The following is a 19,971-nucleotide window of genomic DNA, read 5'->3' as shown; positions in this document are numbered from 1 at the left end:
GGTTCCTTGCGGCGCCAAGGATTCCCGTTCCCAATCAATCGTCATGGTACGAGGACAACACGACTTTTGAACGATTTCTTGCGGGTGTGTTCGAAATTGTGCTGGAAATTTCAATATTTGTGCGATTCAACCATTGGTTTGTGAGCATTCGGTTTACATGTCAGAAATGCGCAAATGGGCGAGAATAAGCGGAAAACCTATTGTTCATGCCATTGTCGTACGTTCGATTTGCCATGTTCGAAACCGGCGTGTTGTTCCTGTGAAGACCAGAAATTTGTTCGTTTTCCGCACAGAGCCATCGCGTGTCGGGCTTGTCGTATTGACCGGTGATAATCGTTGATGTTCAACCCACGGTGAATCCCATTAAACGTTAGGGGAAAATCAATGGCAAACGGTCCTGTGCTTGTCGTCGACTTCGGCGCCCAGTACGCCCAGCTCATCGCCCGCCGCGTACGCGAGGCCGGCGTCTACTCTGAACTGGTCCCTCATTCCATGCCCGTTGACGAGATCCTGGCCAAGGATCCGAAGGCGATTATTCTGTCCGGTGGCCCGGCCTCCGTATTCGAGCCCGGTGCTCCGACCATAGATACTAAGGTATTCGAGTCCGGTATTCCGGTGCTCGGCATCTGCTACGGCTTCCAGGTCATGGCCTACGAGCTCGGCGGCAAGGTGGATAAGGCCGCCCTGGGCGAATATGGCAAGACCGAGGCCGCGATTGATGATGCCGAGGGCATTCTTGCCGACTCCCCCGCCGAACAGACCACGTGGATGAGCCATGGCGTGGCCGTTGAGCAGGCTCCGGCAGGCTTCACGGTGCTCGCACATACCGAAGGCGCACCTGTTGCCGCCATGGCCGATGAGTCCCGCAAGTTGTATGGCGTGCAGTGGCATCCGGAAGTCAAGCATTCGCCGCTCGGCCAGAAGCTCATCGAGAACTTCCTACACCGCTGCGCCGCGTTGCCCAACGATTGGGATGCCTCCTCCATTATTGAGGACCAGGTCAAGAAAATCCGCGAGAAGGTCGGCGATGCCGAAGTAATCTGCGGTCTGTCTGGTGGTGTGGATTCCGCCGTGGCTGCCGCTCTGGTACACAAGGCCATTGGAGACCAACTCACCTGCGTGTTCGTGGATCACGGTCTGCTGCGCAAGGGCGAGGTCGAGCAGGTCAAGCATGACTTCGTGGCCGCCACCGGCATCAAGCTCATCACCGTGGACGCGGCCGATGACTTCCTCAAGGCGCTGAAGGGCGTCTCCGAGCCGGAACGTAAGCGCAAGATCATCGGCGAGAAGTTCATTCGCACGTTTGAAAAGGCCCAGCGTCAGGTACTCGAAGAGGCCGGCGCCCGCGGCAAGGAAGTCAAGTTCCTCGTGCAGGGCACGCTCTACCCGGATGTCGTTGAATCCGGCGGTGGCGACGGCGCGGCCAACATCAAGTCTCACCACAATGTCGGCGGCCTGCCCAAGGACATCAAGTTCCAGCTCATCGAGCCGCTACGCACCCTGTTCAAGGATGAGGTGCGTGCCATCGGCACCGAACTTGGTCTGCCCGACGAAATCGTATGGCGTCAGCCCTTCCCAGGCCCCGGCTTGGGTATCCGTATCATCGGCGAAATCACCAAGGAACGCCTCGACCTGCTGCGCGAGGCCGACGCCATCGCCCGCGAAGAACTCTCCCGCGCCGGCCTCGACCGCGACATCTGGCAGTGCCCCGTGGTTCTGCTCGCCGACGTCCATTCCGTCGGCGTCCAAGGCGACGAGCGCACCTACGGCTCCCCCATCGTCCTGCGCCCGGTCAGCTCGGAGGACGCCATGACTGCCGACTGGTCGCGCGTGCCCTACGACGTGCTCGCCACGATCTCCACCCGCATCACCAACGAGTGCCGCCAGATCAACCGCGTGGTACTCGATTGCACTAGCAAACCCCCAGCAACCATCGAGTGGGAGTAATCCAAGATAGGTTTCTGAGTCCCGAAAAGTGTTGAAAACACAGCGCTTTTCGGGATTCTTGTTTTTCGTGGCTACAAGATGGCTACATCAAACCGATTTTTTTGTAGCCGAAGCCTTAAATGGCTAACTTGTCTAACTGGTTGGCTACTTCCACCTGCTTGTTCGAGTACAGATGGCTGTAGGTATCCATGGTGGTTTGCACTCGCTCATGCCCTAAGCGTTCCGCAATCAGTAGCGGTGAAAAACCAAGTTCAACCAAGGCTGGCGTGGCTATGACGAATATCGTGCACCCTGATGCGTTTTACCCCAGATGCTTCAATCCCAATCTGCATCTCACGATAGAGAAAACTTCTGTTGTACGGAAACAGTCGGTCATCGGGCTGTAAGCCGTAGCATTTCTCCATATAGTTGCGGAGGACGGTTTTCAGCACTTCCGGCAGCATGATCACACGATTGCTTTTCGGGGTCTTGGGTGTAGTGATAATATCCTTGCCACCAAGGCGCTGATAGCTTTTGTTGATGGTCAGCGTGTCCTTCTCGAAGTCAATATCTGCGGGTTTCAAAGCGAGAAGCTCACCTTCACGGATGCCTGTGTAGTACATTGTCATAAATATCGCAAACAATCAACATCGCAGAATTAAATCGATTGGAGGGATTTGCAAATGCCACTTTTAACTAAATCGCAGAAGCGAACCATTATTTCTGCATTGCGTTCCTCTGATATGAGAGCTGTTGACCAAAAATACAACGAACCCGCTCGATTGTGGTGTAATGAAGAATGGGTAACGGCTGGTTGTCTGAGATGCACTGATCCTCGCTGCATGAAGTTTATTGATGCAGAGATCAACTGCAGACATTTCCCGGATTTTTCATATGAACGTGATTTGAATGTTTGCCCTGCTGGCGCTATCAAATGGAATTTTGACAAAGAACTCCCGGAAATTGCAGAACCTTCTTCGGATTATACCGATATTCCCATCAATCATGTCAATCTGGAAGCACATAAGCTGTTTATTAGAGAATTAGACAAAATCCATTGGAATCACCAGTTCCAGAAAGAGACCGATGGAATTATGGAGCGTATCTATCAGGATATTTCTCAGTTTGATGGTCGCTCAATGGTTCCTAATATTCTAGTTCGAAATCTGATTATTGCATGGAACCACGAGTGTGCAAAAAGCAGAACCGGTGATGTTTACACAAGAATGGATGCCGTGTATTCGAGCAATTTGAAACCTACCTGCAAAGGCGTTGTCGAAATTGAATTTGGAAGAGATACGCTGGAAGCATCGAGAAGTATTCTTGATGATATTGCGGTTATGCACTCCAGAAACAACCTTGACAAGAATGACAATGCAGCGTTGGTTGTATGTCTGTCGTTCCCAAATAAGCGACAAGGCTATTTCCAAGTAATCAAAGATATTAACCGAGTGCTTGGCTTAAAAATCCAGACGATCTCTCTTGGTGCGCTGCTACTGTTGGTATGGAACGGCGCACAAGTAAACTTCTTGTCCAGGGAGTTCTATGTTGATTTCGATAATTTGAGCATTCGTGGTATTACGGAGTTCAGACTTAATCGCCGTATAAACCTTAGTGACGGTAAGCTTGGAATCCTCGAACCGGAAAAATAAAAAGTAATTCAAAATGATTTCTGGGAGTTTATCTACAGGAAATAAGATGAAGCTCTCCCCAAACAGGTAATCGCATGGCAACAATAAACAAGATTATATATTTTGATAAGGAAACCATCCGCAATATTCTTCAGGAGCGTGACCATGGTGAATTATCTCGAAAAACAGATGTATCAAATTCTGTCCAAACACAGGGGTCTGTTGCTACAGAAGCTTCTGCGAAATTAAAACTAGATGTTCCTTTAGTTTCGAGAATTTTCTTTCTGTTCACCGGGAAAATAGAAGCATCGTATGTAATTAGCCGTGACAGCACAACCACAATTTCTTCGACCGAAATCTCTGAATTTGAGAAGTTGAAACCGTTGTTGACCAGTATTTCCAATGTTCAATTATCAGATATAGAAAACTCTTCTACTTCTCTTCGTGTTGCAGGAGGATACCTGAAAATTGTCAAAGGCGGCATTGATGGTGTGGACACAAATGAATTCAAAACTGTCATGGATAGTTACGACGGTTATGATACTTATGCAGTCGACGAAAAACGATATGTTCGCTTTAATAATGCTGCCTTTGTAAGTAATTACAAAAGAAACGATATACTTACAACGACCATGACACTCTATTGCATTCCTGTAGGTGACTTTGAAAGAAGAAGATTCGATTTTATCGAAGAAATTGGTAAAATGGAGCGTTTAATTTCTTCTGCTGAGCAGCCCAAAACATTGGCAGATATCTATCCTCCTGAAATGCAAAGCGTGGGAATTCCAGAAAAAGCGGAGGGAACACCTGTACCTAAAGATACGGTTACTCTTTATGATGTTCTGTATGCCTGTGTAACAGCGGAGGCGTCAGATGGAAGATAAGAGAAAGTATCATATCATTGTTGGTTCTAAAACATTTTTTGATTCCAAACTGCCATCATTTTCCGAAGATGATGAAGTTGATGCGTTTTTGGAGTTGGTAAAGCTATCGGATACCGCAAAGCAGAGTCGTCCGATATCTGATCAGCATGCCAGCATACTAATTGTAAAGAATGATAATTATCATGGCATTGTAGAAGCAGCGCATGATCGTTTAGGGCCGTTAATCGAGGATTTAACTACAGATGAAGCAGAAATCTACATCCATAACCCGCCTCGTGTTCTGAAAGCGTATTTAGAAGATCAGTATAAACGTGATCTTATAGAGCTTGAAATTCTCTGTGAGGAGTACGAAATCAAAAGAGACCCAGATTTATTTGTTGACAATATCAATGCCATATCTGCACGAATATTTGGTCAGCAGATAGCTATTGAAGAAATCAGTAAAAGTCTTTGGTATCTCACAAACGTTAAAAGAGAGAAGCCATATGTAATTATGCTGTACGGTAACAGCAGCTTGGGAAAAACCGAGCTGGTGCGAGAAATTGCAGCAATGTTCTTCGACGGAAAATGCTTAGAGAAGCATTTGTCGATGTTTAAGAACAATAACTACTCAGAATACTTCTTTGGAGATGCTCCTAATAGAAGAAGCCTTGGGTTTGACCTGTTGGAACGTGAATCCAATTTGGTGTTCTTTGATGAACTTGATAAATGCCCGGAACATTTCTTTTCTGCGTTTTATACGCTGTTTGATAATACACAATTCAAAGATGCAACTTATGATGCAGATGTATCTGGTATTGTAATTATATTAACATCCAATTATCAGACGGAAGAAGAAATGAAAAAGCAGTTGGGGCTACCTATCTTTTACCGCATTGATAAGTTCATCCACTTTGATGATTTTAGCTGTGAAACCATATACCAGATCGTTCAGAACGAAATTCTGGCACGAAAAGAGGAGTATGATTCTAAGCTAACACCAGAAATGGTATATGCTGCTGTCAGTCCTCTTATCTCTACATCGGGTGAAAACGCAAGAACCATCAAATATAAGGTGCAGCAGGTTATTGAAGAGCTGCTGTTCCAAGACGTATTGGAAGAAATGTCTGTATAAAATCAGCCGACCAGCTAATCACTGCCCGGCTGATCGACTATACTGTTATTCTTCCATGATCTCCAGCATCATTCGATAACGTCCGAACTCTTGCGCATTTTCGGACGTTATCGTGGCTACAAAATGGCTACAGAATTCGTAAAGACTCTCTGTAAAACGTGAAATATGTGGAATACTTGGACGAAAACCGCATTCTTAATGCGTATTATCATAAGAAATTAAGGTCTGGCACTCGAGTGGGAGTAGTAAATAGCCCTTTGCGAGGGAGGTCGGAAACGGTCTCCCTCGTTTTTTATTTGCATGCCATGGGTGTCTGCGGGCTGTGGTGTATATGGTACATACAAACCAGCTACGCAATCTCTCAAGCTGTTTAGCTGGGATAATTGTTTACTGGTACGTCTTAAAGTGCTTTCAATTACCGAAGCAACGCCATCAATTTATTTCAAATTAATGCTGACCGGCAGATTGCTTTTGCTCGCAAGGGATCGCTCAGGTTGGTACTCAAATTGTACTCACAACGTTTTGAGTATCGATTGGCTGGTGTTCATAGACGTCGGAAATGGGCGCTGACTTCGGAGGTTTCGTTATCGCATATTGCATTTAACCCAAATAGAGGCGCCCTTCATTAGGCATAATGCAAATGAGGAGCGCCTCTGGGTTATTGCTTGCTGTTGGTGCAACGCCGTCCAATGCGTGTCTTGGGTGGATGCACGCCAAGCAGGCTAGGCTCGTCGTAAGCGGAGGCGACGTGGGCGCGGGTTCGTGGCCGTGCACGAGCTATTGGTTTTACGGGTTCTCGGCGCTTGCGCCGGTGGATGGCATGAGCGCGTTGTGGCGCACGGCGCGAATGTAACACGCGTTCAACTCGCGCTCGGCGCTGAAGGAGGCCACAGCCGGCACTTCGCGGGAGTTGTCGTTGAGCGGTGTTATCGTCTCGGGCACGTTCCGTAGTCTCAAGGTACTTATGAGCGGAAATGGGACCAAATGAAGCTCAGGCATCAGCTTCGCGACGACGGGGATGGACGCCGTGGGGACGTCGGGGCATCTGATGACAGGCCAGTTGGTTGGATATGCCGAAAAGACGAACGAGCTGAATGGGGGAGTGCGTATAATAGCCTAAACGGGAGTCATTAGTGAAAGTGTGGATACCATGAGACACGTATTCAAGGCCAAAAAGCTCGGCTGGGGCGATGATAAGACCGAGGGCGTTTGGTTCGATGCTGACCACTACACCAAAGAAGAGGCTGAGGCGGAGTTCAAGCCTTATCAAGGGGTTACTCAGAGAGGTTATGACTACACTGGGTACGAGCATGATGGGGAACGCTATCACCATTACACCTACCTTGGTGAATTCGAGGATGATGATATGCCTACCAGTGATGCCGACCTTTGGAATCGAAAATAGGCATTTTCCTTCCATATAGCCATCGGTGGCCCCGGCGCTTTGCTGTTGATTGCTTTTCGTTCTCCCCTATTAAAGAACAGTGTGGAGCAATGAGAAGCGCGTTTCCTTTGTGTTGTGGCCTGATGGCCTTGTGGTAGTTCCAGTATGTTTGAGGCATATTGGCGAGCCGGTACATGGCGTCGCAGCTGATGCGCAGCATCGCGCACGCCTCGTCGACGCCGAATATCGCGTTGGAGGATACGATGAGTCTCACCTGTCTCCTGCTAATGCTCTTGGTCATGGTCGTCCTCGAGCTCCTTTTCGTCTCGAGGCTCCCTCGCGTGCCCGGCCGCGGGCGGCTCCCGGGGCGGTCGCCGCCGTCATTTCCTGCCGCTCCTCGACTCGATGTAGGCGTCCACGGACGACCTCGAAACCAAGAGCTTCCTGCCGAGCCTGTACGAGTCGATCTCTCCCGACCAGATGAGGTCGTACGCCTTGTTTCGGCTCGCCCTCATGTACTCCTGCATCTCGATCACCGTCATCCATTCGCCGCAATCTTGGTTGCCCTCGGGCGCGGCGCATTCGGCTGTGCGTGCCAGGGTTCCTCCAATCTTCCCGTGCGGCACCGCGCGAGGACACCGCACGACACCGTGTGCCTTTTCGTCTGCGCGACGATTGAACCGCCTGATGGCGATTAGTGGGCACGACGGGAGCGGAGACGGGTCGAGGTGGGTCGAGCTGGTCGGGCCTTCACGAAACGGCCATGAGCCGCGTGCCCTAGCTCGCGGCTAAGTCCCTGAAAAGTAAAAGGCGCCCATGCGGGCGCCTGCCTAGTAGCTGGAATTGTTCGGTTGTGGTCGGAATGCTCGTATTCCGCGGTGCTGTCGTCCGGGATCCGGCATCTGTCGTTCGCCTCTTCTGTCGTGTTTGATGTTGCGTGTTATGCGAGCGACCTTCCGCGGGCCTGCCGGTCCGTTGCCCCAGGTGCACCCGGGTAAGTGGTACCCATCCGCTGGGACATGGCCTGTTGCGGTTGGCGATTTCGGACGAGCGGAAGCAGACGAACGGCGCGAGGATGCGTGCCGGATTCGAGTTAGTCAATACTGGCTCTTGAATCTGGCCGATTGGAGTCGTCTCATTGCCTGCAGCTCTTCGAGCCCAATCGCGAAATAGCTGCCTCCGATGCGGCTTTATAGCCTTCTGATGCTGCTTCGTAATCTCGGAAACAGGGCAGAATCGCTTTCGCAATTCCACCCCGCAAACCCGAGGGTTTCTAACTGGAACCTATTATGCAGCTAAGTGACATTTATCAACCCTCCGCGCGCGACAGACTCCATTGTCGGTAAACGCTCCGCCAAGGGCCGATCGCCTCTCTAGACGAGCTTCTTGCGCGTCTCCTTCAGTATGCCCTTCTTGAAATCGGACCATTTGCCAAAGAACTTCTCGTCCGTGGCGGTGGCCGCATGCTCCGCGTACTTAATCGCTGTGAGCTCCATGGTGCAGACGTAGTCTGCCGCCTGCGAAAGCCGGTACTCGGAGGGCTGCGCCGATCGGTAGACGACGGCGTCCTTCGACAGCGCGTACTCGACCGCGCGATGGAGGGACTCGGCGATGGAGTGCTGGCCGTTGTCATAGTAGACCTTGACCATATCGTAGGATTGCAGCTCCGCGAGGTTGTCGAACAGGAAGTTCACGAGGTCCCTCCGCATCGTCCCCGCGAGCTTGTCGAGCGAGGCGAACTGTTTGGTCGCGTATGCGAAGGTATGGTACTTCACGGGCATGTGGCGGAAGAAGACTCGGAACGAGCCGAGCAGCATCTTGCGCGTTCTCAGGTCGAGTCCGGAGTACTGGTCCTTGCCGTTCATGAGCGGCGACGCATGGAAGGGTATGTCCGGGAGCCCCTTGGCGCGAAGGGCGTCCTCATATACCGCGATCGAATCCGCGATGCTCTCGGACTGGTCGTGCATGACGACGGTAAGGAGGTAGTGGCGGTCGGAGAGGCCGTCGCTTCCCGACTCGTCGACGAAGATGCTGAGTTCTCGCATTGTTCTCCTGGATAAGAAAAAAGCCGGGGAAAACGTCCCCGGCACTTGGAAGCCTTCCTAACGGAAAACCAATTACCTTATATCATGTACTGCTTGAAAATTCAAGGGAGCTCGAAGCGTTTCCGGACGTCAGCGGAATCTCAAGGCCCGTTCGTCAACTCATGGGCAAGCCACCTGAGACTACTCACTTTGCCTACCGATGGCGAAGACATGCGACCTGCGGTTTTGCGAACGGCGCGTAAGCCACCCGCGTTGATTCACTTACGATTGCAGCTGGCGGCTTGCAGACTAAAGGGCGGTTGAGTTTCGAAACGGGCGTTTTCGGCGCTATCGAGCCTCCGAGGGCGGCCCGTCGCGCCCTTTGGGACAAAAACAAAAACTCAAAGCCCTGAGTTTGAAAAGAGTTTTTGAAGTTGTCCCAACTTTTGTCCCCGAAGCCGACGAAACGCGACATCGCGTCATTCGGCGGCACGCGTTCCGTGTCGATGCCGAAAACTGGGTGCAACTGGAATGACGGCACGGTAGGACCAAGGCCATTGAGTGGGAATAAAGCGATAGCAATATAGACAGATTGCTTAGAGGGGAACGATGTCATTCGATGTCGTTCCCCTCTACCATGCTTGACCCTGATTCTTTTGTGAGGTTCGAAGAGAAGAGAATCGTGAAATCGCAACAGCAAAGGGATGAAAAACTGTGAAGCGTTTTGTCGGACTTGACGGTATCAAAGGTCTGGCACTTATCGCCATCGTGCTATATCACTGCGTGCAGCAGAAGATGCCAGGCGGATTCTACGGCGTTGACGTATTCTTCACGGTATCCGGCTTCCTTATTGCCATCAGCCTTTTCCGTTCGCTGTCCACCACTGGCTCGTTGAATCTTAGGCGGTATATTCCTCGACGCTTGGTTCGACTGTATCCGGCTTTGCTTTTGCTGATTCCCGTTATCGTCTCCGTCTGCTGGCTGACCGAACGGGATTTGCTGGTTGCCATCCGCAATCAGGTCATCACCGTGCTGTTCGGCTGTTACAACTGGTATGCCATTGCCGGCAGGCAAAGCTACTTCGAGCAGATGAATCCACAAATTCTACGGCACTTGTGGTTCATCGGTGTGCTGACGCAGTTCTATATCATCGTGCCGTTCATCGCATGGGCGATGTGGAGGATTCGCGATACCCGTTTTGCCTCGCTTATTCCTCTGGGTCTTGCTGCCCTCAGCGGCGCTTCCATGTGGCTGATGTACAAGCCGGGCGCAGATCCAACCCGCGTTTATTTCGGCACCGATACCCATAGCGTGGGTCTCATGCTCGGCGTGGCCCTGGCTTGGTGGCTGACTCGCCACAATCAGGCAACGCCGCAAGCTCCCCGAGTCGCCGGAGCGGCAGCGGACTCAGGTTCCGTGCATGTCAATATTCCCGCAATACCCAACAATATTCCCAACAACATTGCCGAAGTCGCAGCGAAAACCACACGGCAACGTCTCTGGGAAACGATTGCACCAGCGATGTCGCTGACAGCGCTGGTGGCACTCATTATCATGACGGTGAACGGGCAGCAAGATGACTTTGCATTCCGCGGCGGCATCATTATTGCCAGCATGCTGTCTGTGGCACTGATTGCAGGCACCATCAGCGATGACTCGTGGATGCAGGACCTGATGAAGTTCAAGCCGCTAGCGGCATTGGGGCGCTACTCATACGGCATCTACCTGTGGCACTGGCCGGTGTGGATTATCGTCCGGTCCACGTTACCTCGCATGATTCAAGGTCCGTCGTACAGCATCATTCTGGCTATCACCGCCATACTAACCGCCCTGGCTGTGGCGTTCTCCTGGCTGATGGTTGAAAAGACGGCCGCTGCTCAATCGGCACTGGAGGTTCTGGTGCCGTACCGTAACCCTGTTGCAAAGCAGATAGTCTGCGCGGTGGTAGTGGATATCGTTTGGGCCGTTGCTCTGGTTGGATGTGTGCAGGGCCTTGTGCATGCCCCGGAGAAAACCTCTGTGCAGATTCAGTTGGAACAGCAAGCTCAGACCCTGCAGCAGCAGAAGCAGTCGCAACAGGCGAGTCAGGCGCAGCAGACAGCCAGCGATCTTATGCGATCCCTCACACCCCCGCCAGCCAAGCCACGACATGGCATGCCGACCGGTGACCAGATCACCGCAATCGGCGACTCCGTGATGCTGGCTTCCTCGCAGGGATTATCCGCTGTGTTTCCGGGAATTCAGATTGACGCCGCCGTGTCACGCTCTATTATGGTGGCCCCTGGCATGGTGAACAATGACTTGAATGCCGGAACGCTGCGCAGTTGGGTCATTCTCGGGCTTGCCACCAATTCCGCAATAAGCACCGGTCAACTCGACCAGCTGCACAATCAGATTGGCCCTGACCGTGTGCTGGTGCTCGTCAACGGCCATGGCGACCGCAGCTGGATTCCCGTGGCCAATCAAACGTTGTCCGACTATGCGAACACCCATCAAGACAACGTCGTGCTAGCAGACTGGGACTCCGCCGCACAGGCGAATACGCAGCTGCTGGCCTCCGACGGTATTCATCCTTCCGCAGGAACCGACCTGTACGCGCAAACGGTGAAACAAGCCATAGAGCAATGGGTGCAGGCCGGCCACTAAACAGCCGCGATGCGGACAAAGCAAATCCGACCCGCCCTGCAAGGCCGTTAGATGAACGCCAAGCAACGCAAGGGTGTCTTTACGGTCGTTAAGAACAGCTATGCTGGTGGGTGCATCAGCGAGACCACATGTTGGGAGTAATGGTGAGCGCAATCCTTGAAGGAAAGCCCGATAAGAACCTCATTCTCGTCACGGGAAGGGTTCATCCGAAGTTAGCGCAGGATGTCGCCGATCAGCTCGGTATCGATGTCTTGGAAACCACCACATACGATTTCGCCAACGGCGAGATGTATGTGCGCTACACCGAATCGGTGCGTGGCGCCGACGTGTTCGTGCTGCAGAGCCATTACAAGCCGATTAACAAGGCGATTATGGAACAGCTCATCATGATCGACGCCTTGAAGCGCGCCTCCGCCCGCTCCATTACCGCCGTGTGCCCGCTGCTCGGTTATTCCAGGCAAGACAAAAAGCACCGCGGCCGCGAACCCATCTCCTGCCGTCTGGTCTTCGATTTGCTCAAAACCGCCGGCGCCGACCGCATCATGTCGGTCGATCTGCATGCTGCCCAGTCCCAAGGCTTCTTTGATGGTCCGGTCGACCACCTCATCGCCATGCCGGTACTGGTCGATTACATCCGCGATCGTTTCCAGGGGCATCTTGACAACGTCGCTGTCGTCTCCCCCGATGCCGGACGTATCCGTGTGGCCGAGCAGTGGGCCCAGCGACTCGGTGGCGGTCCTCTTGCCTTCGTGCATAAGACACGTGACATTACCCGCCCGAACCAGGCCGTGGCCAACCGTGTGGTCGGCGACGTGGCTGGCAAGGACTGCGTGCTGGTCGACGATTTGATTGACACCGCCGGCACTATCGCGGGCGCATGCCACGTGCTACAGGAAGCCGGTGCGAAGTCCGTGACCGTGGTCGCCACCCATGGCGTGCTGTCCGGCCCGGCAATCGATCGGCTGAAGGAAAGCGGTGCACGCGAGGTCGTGCTCACCGACACCGTGCCGATTCCGGACGAGAAGCGCTGGGACGGTCTGACCGTACTGTCCATTGCCCCCTTGCTTGCCAGCGCCATTCGCGCGGTATTCGAGGATGGCTCGGTGGCTGAACTGTTCGACACTTACCCCGAACATCACGGTCAAGGATTCCTCTTTGCGTGAGTCCTGTTGCTTTTCATGAAGCGACGCGAACGACATGGCATGGGCTTTCAGTAATTCCAGCCGTGTGGTATAAATGAACACTTGTGGGCGCAAGCCCACTGCTCCCCCATGGTGTAATGGCAGCACACGGGTCTTTGGAACCCTTTGTCTTGGTTCGAGTCCAGGTGGGGGAACCCAATGGCGGTTCCTTGTATGAGGAATTGCCGCAAATCAAGAAGCGCGAGTCGTATCAAGGCTCGCGCTTCTTGTTTTCTCTGTTCACTGCGTTATTGCCAATTTCGTATGGTTTGCTGGATTCGATGGCAATGCTGAGCCTGGTCTTCGGGCATCCCGCCGCGACACAACACCGTGAACGATAACAACGACCACTACAATGAGATATGGTCCCACATATGTTGCACATCAAAGGAGACAGACACAGTGACCGTGACCCGTGTATATATTGCCAGCCCCGAAGGCGCTAATGGCCGCAACGTCGTTGCGTACGGCGTGCTCAATGCATTGACTTCCAAGTACAAGACCATGGTGTTCCGTCCGGCCGTGTCCAACCACGACGACTTCACCCCCATTCTGCTCGCCGCGTCCAATGCTGGCCTTGGCGTGGCTCTGTCTACCGGACTTGACGTGCACAAGGTGCGCACCGACAAGGGCACCGCCCGTGGTGACATCGTCGGTGCATTCAACGACGCCATGGATGTGTCCCGTGCGGATGCCGCACTGATCGTCGGCACCGATAAGTCGCATGTCAATGATCCGACCAGCTACGAATTCAATGCGAATGTGGCCGCCGACCTGAAGGCCGGCGTGTTCCTGGCCGTGTGCACCATCGACCGCTGGCCGCACGAGCTGGACGAGACCGTGCATCTGTCCATCGAGGGCATGGAAGCCGCCGGCAACAAGGTGCTCGGCATTTTCGTGACCGGCTGCGAACCGCGCCACGCCTTCTCCGTCAAGGAAACCCTCGCCAAGTACGGTCTGCCCGTCTGGACGCTGCCCCAGATTCCGTTCACCGACGAATCCACCAAGGATCTGGCGCTGGCGACCTTCCGCAAGAACGCCCCCACCGATGAAGTGCTCGCAGCGCTCGATGTGGAGAACACCGCACCCATCACCCCGTATGCCTTCCAGTTCGACCTGCTCGGCAAGGCCAAGAGCAACAAGAAGACTATTGTGCTGCCTGAAGGCGAGGAAGACCGCATTATCAAGGCGGCTGACTACCTGCTCGAGCGTGAGATTGTGAATCTCATCATCGTGGGTGATAAGAATGCCATTCTGGCCCGCGGCGAGGAGCTCGGTCTCAAGTTCCTGGACCGCGCCCGTTTCCAGGCCATGGATGACGAGAACGTCTTGAAGCCCATGGTTGCCAAGCTGTGCGAGCTGCGCGCCAAGAAGGGCATGACCGAAGAGCAGGCCCGCAAGCAGCTGGCCGACGCCAGCTACTTCGGCACAATGCTCGTGGTGCTCGGCTACGCCGACGGCCTGGTCTCCGGTTCCATCAATTCCACGGCCAACACCGTGCGTCCGGCCCTGCAGGTCATCAAGACCAAGCCAGGTCAGAAGCTCGTTTCCGGTGCCTTCCTCATGTGCTTCAAGGATCACGTGGCCGTGTTCGCCGACTGTGCCATCAACCTGAATCCGGATGCGGAGCAGCTCTCCGAAATCGCGCTGCAGTCCGCCGAGACTGCACGCGCCTTCGGCATTGACCCGAAGGTCGGCATGCTCTCCTACTCCACGCTCGGCTCCGGCAAGGGCCCGGATGTGGATATTGTCGAGGAAGCCACCAAGCTGCTCAAGGAGAAGGCACCGGACCTGCCGGTGGTTGGTTCCATCCAGTTCGATGCCGCCTGGTCGCCCAACGTGGCCGCCACCAAGGCCAAGGGCAACGATGTGGCCGGACACGTCAACGTGTTCGTGTTCCCGGATTTGTGCGCCGGCAACATCGGCTATAAGGCCGTGCAGCGCTCCTCGGGCGCGCTGGCCATCGGCCCGGTGCTGCAAGGCCTCAACAAGCCGGTGAATGACCTGTCCCGTGGTGCCCTGGTGCAGGACATCATCAACACCATCGCCCTCACCGCCATCGAAGCGCAGTGATTCCGACTCCGGCTCCCCTCTCTGAGGGGAGCCGCTGTAATGCCACATTTTGTAGCAAGCAACGAGTAATCTAATCAACGGTAACCCGTGTATCCACGGGAACATTCAATTCATAATGGAGGATGCCCACAATGGCGAAAACCGTCCTTGTCATCAATTCTGGCTCCAGCTCGATCAAGTACCAGCTGGTTGATCTCGAATCCGGCGAAGGCCTCGCTTCCGGTCTCGTCGAGAAGATCGGTGAGCCGGTCGACGGCCACTACAAGCACGAGTACAACGGCGAGAAGCACGAGCTTGAAGAGCCGATTCACGACCACGAGCAGGGCTTGAAGCGCGTGCTCGGCTTCTTTGAGGAGTACGGCCCCAAGCTGTCCGACGCCGGCATCGTTGCCGTCGGCCACCGTGTGGTGCAGGGCGGTTCCATCTTCCCGAAGCCGGCCCTCGTGACCGACAAGACCATCAACCAGGTCAAGGATCTGGCCGTGCTCGCCCCGCTGCACAACGGCCCGGAGGCCAAGGGCGCCGAAGTCATGCGCTCCCTGCTGCCGGACGTTCCGCAGATCTTCGTGTTCGATTCCTCCTTCTTCTTCCAGCTGCCGAAGGCCGCCAGCACCTATGCGCTGAACAAGGAAATCGCCGACCAGTACCACATTCGCCGCTACGGCGCCCACGGCACCTCCCACGAGTACATCTCCTCCGTGGTGCCGGACGTCATCGGCAAGCCGGCCGAGGGCTTGAAGCAGATCGTGCTGCACATCGGCAATGGTGCTTCCGCCTCCGCTGAAGTCTCCGGCAAGCCGGTTGAGACCTCCATGGGTCTGACCCCGCTCGAGGGCCTCATGATGGGTGGCCGTACCGGCGACATCGACCCGGCTGTGGTCTTCCACCTGATCCGCAACGCCCACATGAACGTGGACGAGCTCGACGCCCTGTTCAACAAGCGTTCCGGCATGATGGGCATGACCGGCTTCGGCGACCTGCGCGAAGTCCACCGTCTGGTGGGCGAAGGCAACGAGGACGCCAAGCTGGCTCTGGACGTCTACGTGCACCGCATCGTCAGCTACATCGGCAACTACACCTACCAGATGGGTGGCTGCGACGTGATCACCTTCACCGCTGGCGTGGGCGAAAACGACGACATCGTGCGCAAGATGGTGTGCGACAAGCTCGCTCCGTTCGGTGTCAAGCTGGACGAGGAGAAGAACGCCACCCGTTCCAAGGAACCGCGCATCATCTCCACTCCGGACTCCTCCGTGATCATCGCAGTAATTCCGACGAACGAAGAGCTGGCTATCGCCCGCAAGTCCGCCGCGATCGCCGAAGCCGGCACCGACACCTACGGCAACACGTTCGCCAAGTGAGTGGCCGCCGTTAGGGCATTAACTAGTCTCTAGTTGCAACACGAGTGTGGGGCTGATTCCAACCGGAATCAGCCCCACACTCATTTGTAATGCCGTGATTTGCCCGCTGCGCGGACAGCTCCCCTCGGTCGCCTCCGGCGACGGCTCCTCTTAAAGAGGGGCGCCGGACTCTTTAACTTGGCTCCTCCCTGAGGGTAGCTGTCCGCGCAGCGGACTGAAGGGAGCTGAATTATGCCAGCATCCCGTTCCACATACCAACGAAATCAGGCAGGGTCTTGCGCGTGGTGGCCACATTAATGACCTGAATATCGGGAATGCGTAGTCCCAGCATCGCGGCAAACGTGGCCATACGATGGTCGGCGTAGGTTTCCATATTCGCCTCATGCAGTGTCTCAGACGGCACTGGCTCGATGCGCAGTCCGTCGGGCAATTCCTCGGCCACTCCCCCGATGCGGCGAATCTCATTGACCAAGGCTTCCAGACGATTCGTCTCGTGGCCTCGCAGATGCCCGATACCGACCATATCGGTGGGCTTATCGGCGAATACCAGAATCGCCGTCAGCGAAGGCGCAATCTCTCCCGCTGCGGTCAGATCAAACGAGCCTAGGCCGCGTACAGTTCCATCGCCGGTCACTTCGCAATAGCGCACGCCGTCAATCGTCGGGAACGATACCTTGGCACCCATTTGCTCCAAGTATCCAGGCAGCAGACCGCCCGGCTGGGTGGTGGTTTCCGGCCAATGCGGTACACGGACCGTACCACCGGCAATCAAGGCCGCACCAAGGAATGGCGCCGCATTCGACAAGTCAGGTTCGACAGTCACCTTATCCGACAGCTGTATCGCGCGAGGCTCGACCGTCCATGTGCGGGCGGACTCATCGGCTTCAATTGCACCGCCGGCACCGGTCACATCGGCCACGGTCATGCGGATGTGCGGCAGACTCGGGGTCTTTTCTCCTGTGTGCGTCAGTCTCAATCCACCAGGCAGTTTGGAACCAATCAACAGCAAGCCGGAGATGAACTGGGAGGAACCGGACGAATCGATACTGACCCGAGCCTGAGCAGTCGGAAGCTCGGTTGGCGGTGTAATGGTAAACGGCAGTCGTCCGACTTCCCCGTGGTATTCGATCTTGACACCAAGTTGCTTCAGACCGTCAAGCACCGGCCTCATCGGGCGTGCATAAGCCTGCTCATCGCCATCGAAATTCACTGGCCCATCGGCGAGCAGTGCCAGTCCCGGTACAAAACGCATCACCGTACCGGCCAAGCCGCAGAACACATCAACGTTGCCATTGAATCGGCCGGATGAAGGCGGTGTGACCGTTACGGTGGTGTCAGTTGTGGTATCGACATCGCATCGCACGCCCAATGCTTCAAGAGCGCCCATCATCAAGTCGGTGTCACGCGAACGCAGCAATCCGACCAAAGTGACGGGTTCATTGCCAAGTGCGGCAAGTATCAGATAACGATTGGATAACGATTTGCTGCCCGGCACCGTCACCGTGGCGTTCAACGGCCGTGTAGCAAGCGGCGCAGGCCAGAGATTCGAGAGTTGTTCAGTCATAAGGCCAAATCTAGCAAATGAATGGGCTCAGCGGTCGGCAGCGATGCGAGATTCAATTTGCTGTTCCGGTTCAGCAGCGGGCTGTTCCAGTCCACCTTCGATGGCTTGGGCATGCAAGAGCTGCGCGGCAATACGATCAGCTTCGATGGCAGCGATTTGACGAGAGAACACGATGAACCAACCGAGGAACGCCAGTCCAGCCAGAGCCTCCACATTGGTAAGCGTGTTGTGTCCCATCATCATATTGACCCAGAATGCGGCGCATACGAGTGCAGCCAAATCGGAGGCCACCATCACCGCTTTGGATAGTCGGGGCGCCAGCCATGGCAGGAGGACAAACAGCAGCAACATCACAAACGGCAGGCCTTTGGCGCAGATGTTGTGCAACAGATTGTGCGGTGTATAGCGGAACACGCCAATGCCGATGAACGCCAGGCCGGCCACGGTCAGCAGAATGGACAGGACGACTATACGGAACATGAAATGCGAAATCTCATAACCGCGGTTCGGGTCGGCTTTGGTGTGGTCATGCCACAGGCGCTGCAGCCGTTCGGTGGTCACCAGCTCGGAGATGGCGAAGTAGCTGACGATGATGATGCACGTGCCGGCCAGAATCAGCGTGGAGTTGAACATGCGTGCCGCGAATGTGGTGCGGTCGCCCAGCTGGGAGAAATTGTTGTGATACCAGTATGGATCGTCGGTGGTCATGCCGGCGGTAACCACGCCGGAGATGACGAAGAACGGCAACAGGCTGGCGATGGTTTTGGCATTCATCATCTCCGCCTGCACGAAGGTCATATACCCCACCACGCCGGCAAAGGCCGCGCAGACGCTGGAAAGATAGCCGGAGAACAGTGCCTTGCCCATCATGTCACTGGCCGCGCCGATCAGGGCGAACGAAGACAGGAAGATGGTCGAGGCGTATACCACCGACAAAGCGATGATCTCGAACATACGACGAATCGGCGCGAGCCAACCGTGTTTGAGGTTCAGCGAGCGTGACTTGCTGGCGTATCCGATGATGAACGAGATGACACCGCACGCGGCCACGATGCCCGAACACACCATGAAACGGCGTTGGGTCAGCTGCCAGATGGCAGGCGCGAATTGCAGGTACAGGTTCATGGACACCGCGCCGACGACGGCACAAATCAGAAAGGAGATGAGGCCGGAGGTTTCCGCACGTTGGTGACATCCCATGCCGGTCCTCCCCTATCTATTCGATGCCGCGTTATCTTTCAACAACAAACAAAGCTCTCCCCGAGGACAACGCTTTACTAGCAAGCCAGCGGGATTTGGCTGTCGCCATTCTACTGAAAATCTGAAACACTACAAAAATCTTGTAATTCCCGTAATGATGTTCAGAATTGCTTGCGACGTAGAATCTTGAGATAGTTCTTACGGAAGTCTCTCCGGTTCTTGAATATTTTCCGATCAGTAGCAGTTTCCGTACCTTTATCGAACTTCAACGCAGTCAGTTCGACAGTACACATCAAATCTGCCGCCTGTTCAAGACGATAGTCTTTTGGCTGTGCATCACGGTATACAACGGCCTCCTTAGACAGCGCATAGCTGATAGAAGTCTTCAATGCATGTGCAACAATCTGCTGACCATTGTCGTAATACACCTTGATTATCTCGTACGACTGGAATTCGTCCAGATGCGACAGGAAGAAGTCGGCTAAGTCACGTTTGAGCTGAGCCTCAAATCGGATTTTGTTGCCATCAAACATGGTCTTGAGATGCGCGAATGTCACATATCGGAACGGAAGGTTACGAGCGAGCGTGAAGAACGCGAAGAACAACCGCTTACGGTCCGCAAATGAAATGTCTTCGTAACCGTCATGCCCATTAAACAATGGACCAGCATGGAATGGAATATCAGGCAAGCCTGAATCAGCCAGATGGCGTTCATACTTATCAATATGTTCCGCTACAGAATCGGACTGGACGTGAAGCACCAATGTGATGAGATAGTATTCGGACAGCTTACCGTTGTAGATGACTTTGTTTTAGCTTGTCGCTAGAGCGAAGTCATCTGCATGGCCTCGTTGCCGAGACCAGCTCCAAGTCTCACGCGACTCTCGCCGCCGCTTGGTTCGCGTTTCGCCGGATGCCGCATTGTCCCGCACTCAAGGCGGGTCTGTCTTCCGCTTCCTCCACGCGCGTTTGACGTCTCCGGG

The 19,971-nt window shown here is 54.4% G+C and carries 16 protein-coding genes, 1 tRNA gene and 1 pseudogene; 10 read left to right on the top strand and 8 right to left on the bottom strand.

What is annotated here, in order from left to right:
• Nucleotides 1-384: 384 nt before the first annotated feature.
• Complete coding sequence (gene guaA / locus NBH12_RS08260) at nucleotides 385-1,947, top strand: glutamine-hydrolyzing GMP synthase (protein ID WP_016463142.1); 1,563 nt, start codon at nucleotides 385-387, stop codon at nucleotides 1,945-1,947.
• 251 nt (nucleotides 1,948-2,198) lie between these two features.
• On the opposite strand, the gene NBH12_RS08255 is transcribed toward guaA, so the two are convergent.
• Nucleotides 2,199-2,555, bottom strand: a complete 357-nt coding sequence (locus NBH12_RS08255) for a site-specific integrase (RefSeq protein ID WP_016463141.1) — start codon at nucleotides 2,553-2,555, stop codon at nucleotides 2,199-2,201.
• Between the two features lie 54 nt (nucleotides 2,556-2,609).
• On the opposite strand from NBH12_RS08255, the gene NBH12_RS08250 reads away from it, so the two are divergent.
• The 3 genes from NBH12_RS08250 (at nucleotide 2,610) to NBH12_RS08240 (ending at nucleotide 5,555) form a co-directional block, all read left to right on the top strand.
• A complete protein-coding gene (locus tag NBH12_RS08250) occupies nucleotides 2,610-3,578 on the top strand; it encodes a hypothetical protein (RefSeq protein WP_016463140.1) in 969 nt (322 codons plus the stop codon).
• Nucleotides 3,579-3,652: 74 nt separating this feature from the next.
• Nucleotides 3,653-4,441, top strand: coding sequence for a DUF6414 family protein (locus NBH12_RS08245; RefSeq protein ID WP_016463139.1), 789 nt, complete (start codon nucleotides 3,653-3,655; stop codon nucleotides 4,439-4,441).
• The gene (locus tag NBH12_RS08240; RefSeq protein ID WP_016463138.1) at nucleotides 4,431-5,555 is read left to right on the top strand and encodes an AAA family ATPase; all 1,125 of its coding nucleotides are present in this window, start codon (nucleotides 4,431-4,433) and stop codon (nucleotides 5,553-5,555) included. Before NBH12_RS08245 ends, NBH12_RS08240 begins: the two co-directional genes overlap by 11 nt.
• Nucleotides 5,556-6,341: 786 nt before the next feature.
• Here NBH12_RS08240 and NBH12_RS08235 read toward each other — a convergent pair.
• Nucleotides 6,342-6,497, bottom strand: a complete 156-nt coding sequence (locus tag NBH12_RS08235; protein ID WP_016463137.1) for a hypothetical protein — start codon at nucleotides 6,495-6,497, stop codon at nucleotides 6,342-6,344.
• Nucleotides 6,498-6,705: 208 nt separating this feature from the next.
• Between NBH12_RS08235 and NBH12_RS08230 the strand changes: the two genes are divergently transcribed.
• The gene (locus NBH12_RS08230; RefSeq protein WP_016463136.1) at nucleotides 6,706-6,960 is read left to right on the top strand and encodes a hypothetical protein; all 255 of its coding nucleotides are present in this window, start codon (nucleotides 6,706-6,708) and stop codon (nucleotides 6,958-6,960) included.
• Nucleotides 6,961-7,319: 359 nt separating this feature from the next.
• On the opposite strand, the gene NBH12_RS08225 is transcribed toward NBH12_RS08230, so the two are convergent.
• On the bottom strand, nucleotides 7,320-7,481 hold the full coding sequence (locus NBH12_RS08225; RefSeq protein ID WP_229028526.1) for a helix-turn-helix domain-containing protein: 162 nt from the start codon (nucleotides 7,479-7,481) through the stop codon (nucleotides 7,320-7,322).
• Nucleotides 7,482-8,312: 831 nt separating this feature from the next.
• Nucleotides 8,313-8,984 (bottom strand): DUF3800 domain-containing protein, encoded by a 672-nt coding sequence (locus NBH12_RS08220; protein ID WP_016463134.1) that lies wholly within the window; start codon nucleotides 8,982-8,984, stop codon nucleotides 8,313-8,315.
• A 693-nt stretch (nucleotides 8,985-9,677) separates the two neighbouring features.
• On the opposite strand from NBH12_RS08220, the gene NBH12_RS08215 reads away from it, so the two are divergent.
• The 5 genes from NBH12_RS08215 (at nucleotide 9,678) to NBH12_RS08195 (ending at nucleotide 16,224) form a co-directional block, all read left to right on the top strand.
• Nucleotides 9,678-11,609: an acyltransferase family protein gene (locus NBH12_RS08215; RefSeq protein ID WP_016463133.1), complete on the top strand. Its 1,932-nt coding sequence runs from the start codon at nucleotides 9,678-9,680 to the stop codon at nucleotides 11,607-11,609.
• Between the two features lie 140 nt (nucleotides 11,610-11,749).
• A complete protein-coding gene (locus NBH12_RS08210) occupies nucleotides 11,750-12,772 on the top strand; it encodes a ribose-phosphate diphosphokinase (RefSeq protein WP_014483875.1) in 1,023 nt (340 codons plus the stop codon).
• A gap of 102 nt (nucleotides 12,773-12,874) precedes the next feature.
• A tRNA-Gln gene (locus tag NBH12_RS08205) sits at nucleotides 12,875-12,945 on the top strand.
• A 247-nt stretch (nucleotides 12,946-13,192) separates the two neighbouring features.
• Nucleotides 13,193-14,863, top strand: a complete 1,671-nt coding sequence (gene pta / locus NBH12_RS08200; RefSeq protein ID WP_050824849.1) for a phosphate acetyltransferase — start codon at nucleotides 13,193-13,195, stop codon at nucleotides 14,861-14,863.
• Between the two features lie 131 nt (nucleotides 14,864-14,994).
• On the top strand, nucleotides 14,995-16,224 hold the full coding sequence (locus NBH12_RS08195; RefSeq protein WP_003828955.1) for an acetate/propionate family kinase: 1,230 nt from the start codon (nucleotides 14,995-14,997) through the stop codon (nucleotides 16,222-16,224).
• Nucleotides 16,225-16,453: 229 nt separating this feature from the next.
• Here NBH12_RS08195 and aroA read toward each other — a convergent pair whose 3' ends face one another.
• The 4 genes and pseudogenes from aroA to NBH12_RS11005 form a co-directional block, all read right to left on the bottom strand.
• The gene (aroA, locus tag NBH12_RS08190) at nucleotides 16,454-17,788 is read right to left on the bottom strand and encodes a 3-phosphoshikimate 1-carboxyvinyltransferase (protein ID WP_025221445.1); all 1,335 of its coding nucleotides are present in this window, start codon (nucleotides 17,786-17,788) and stop codon (nucleotides 16,454-16,456) included.
• A 27-nt stretch (nucleotides 17,789-17,815) separates the two neighbouring features.
• Complete coding sequence (locus NBH12_RS08185) at nucleotides 17,816-18,988, bottom strand: hypothetical protein (RefSeq protein ID WP_003831866.1); 1,173 nt, start codon at nucleotides 18,986-18,988, stop codon at nucleotides 17,816-17,818.
• A gap of 161 nt (nucleotides 18,989-19,149) precedes the next feature.
• Nucleotides 19,150-19,791, bottom strand: a complete 642-nt coding sequence (locus tag NBH12_RS08180) for a hypothetical protein (protein WP_350448380.1) — start codon at nucleotides 19,789-19,791, stop codon at nucleotides 19,150-19,152.
• Between the two features lie 20 nt (nucleotides 19,792-19,811).
• A pseudogene (locus tag NBH12_RS11005) lies at nucleotides 19,812-19,971 on the bottom strand (IS607 family element RNA-guided endonuclease TnpB); the annotation flags it as partial.

Source organism: Bifidobacterium sp. M3-N-101, assembly GCF_023656805.1.
Taxonomy (GTDB): Bacteria; Actinomycetota; Actinomycetes; order Actinomycetales; family Bifidobacteriaceae; genus Bifidobacterium; species Bifidobacterium breve.
Note: the sequence above shows the minus strand (reverse complement) of the source record. Positions and strands in the feature narration are given on the sequence as shown.

Bases quoted from the DNA above. Each gene is read 5' to 3' on its own strand.
- NBH12_RS08250 (WP_016463140.1), top strand. From the start codon at position 2,610: ATGCCACTTTTAACTAAATCGCAGAAGCGAACCATTATTTCTGCATTG.
- NBH12_RS08245 (WP_016463139.1), top strand. From the start codon at position 3,653: ATGGCAACAATAAACAAGATTATATATTTTGATAAGGAAACCATCCGC.
- NBH12_RS08225 (WP_229028526.1), bottom strand. From the start codon at position 7,481: ATGACGGTGATCGAGATGCAGGAGTACATGAGGGCGAGCCGAAACAAG.
- NBH12_RS08185 (WP_003831866.1), bottom strand. From the start codon at position 18,988: ATGGGATGTCACCAACGTGCGGAAACCTCCGGCCTCATCTCCTTTCTG.
- NBH12_RS08255 (WP_016463141.1), bottom strand. From the start codon at position 2,555: ATGACAATGTACTACACAGGCATCCGTGAAGGTGAGCTTCTCGCTTTG.
- NBH12_RS08230 (WP_016463136.1), top strand. From the start codon at position 6,706: ATGAGACACGTATTCAAGGCCAAAAAGCTCGGCTGGGGCGATGATAAG.
- aroA (WP_025221445.1), bottom strand. From the start codon at position 17,788: ATGACTGAACAACTCTCGAATCTCTGGCCTGCGCCGCTTGCTACACGG.
- NBH12_RS08195 (WP_003828955.1), top strand. From the start codon at position 14,995: ATGGCGAAAACCGTCCTTGTCATCAATTCTGGCTCCAGCTCGATCAAG.
- NBH12_RS08240 (WP_016463138.1), top strand. From the start codon at position 4,431: ATGGAAGATAAGAGAAAGTATCATATCATTGTTGGTTCTAAAACATTT.
- NBH12_RS08220 (WP_016463134.1), bottom strand. From the start codon at position 8,984: ATGCGAGAACTCAGCATCTTCGTCGACGAGTCGGGAAGCGACGGCCTC.
- guaA (WP_016463142.1), top strand. From the start codon at position 385: ATGGCAAACGGTCCTGTGCTTGTCGTCGACTTCGGCGCCCAGTACGCC.
- NBH12_RS08210 (WP_014483875.1), top strand. From the start codon at position 11,750: ATGGTGAGCGCAATCCTTGAAGGAAAGCCCGATAAGAACCTCATTCTC.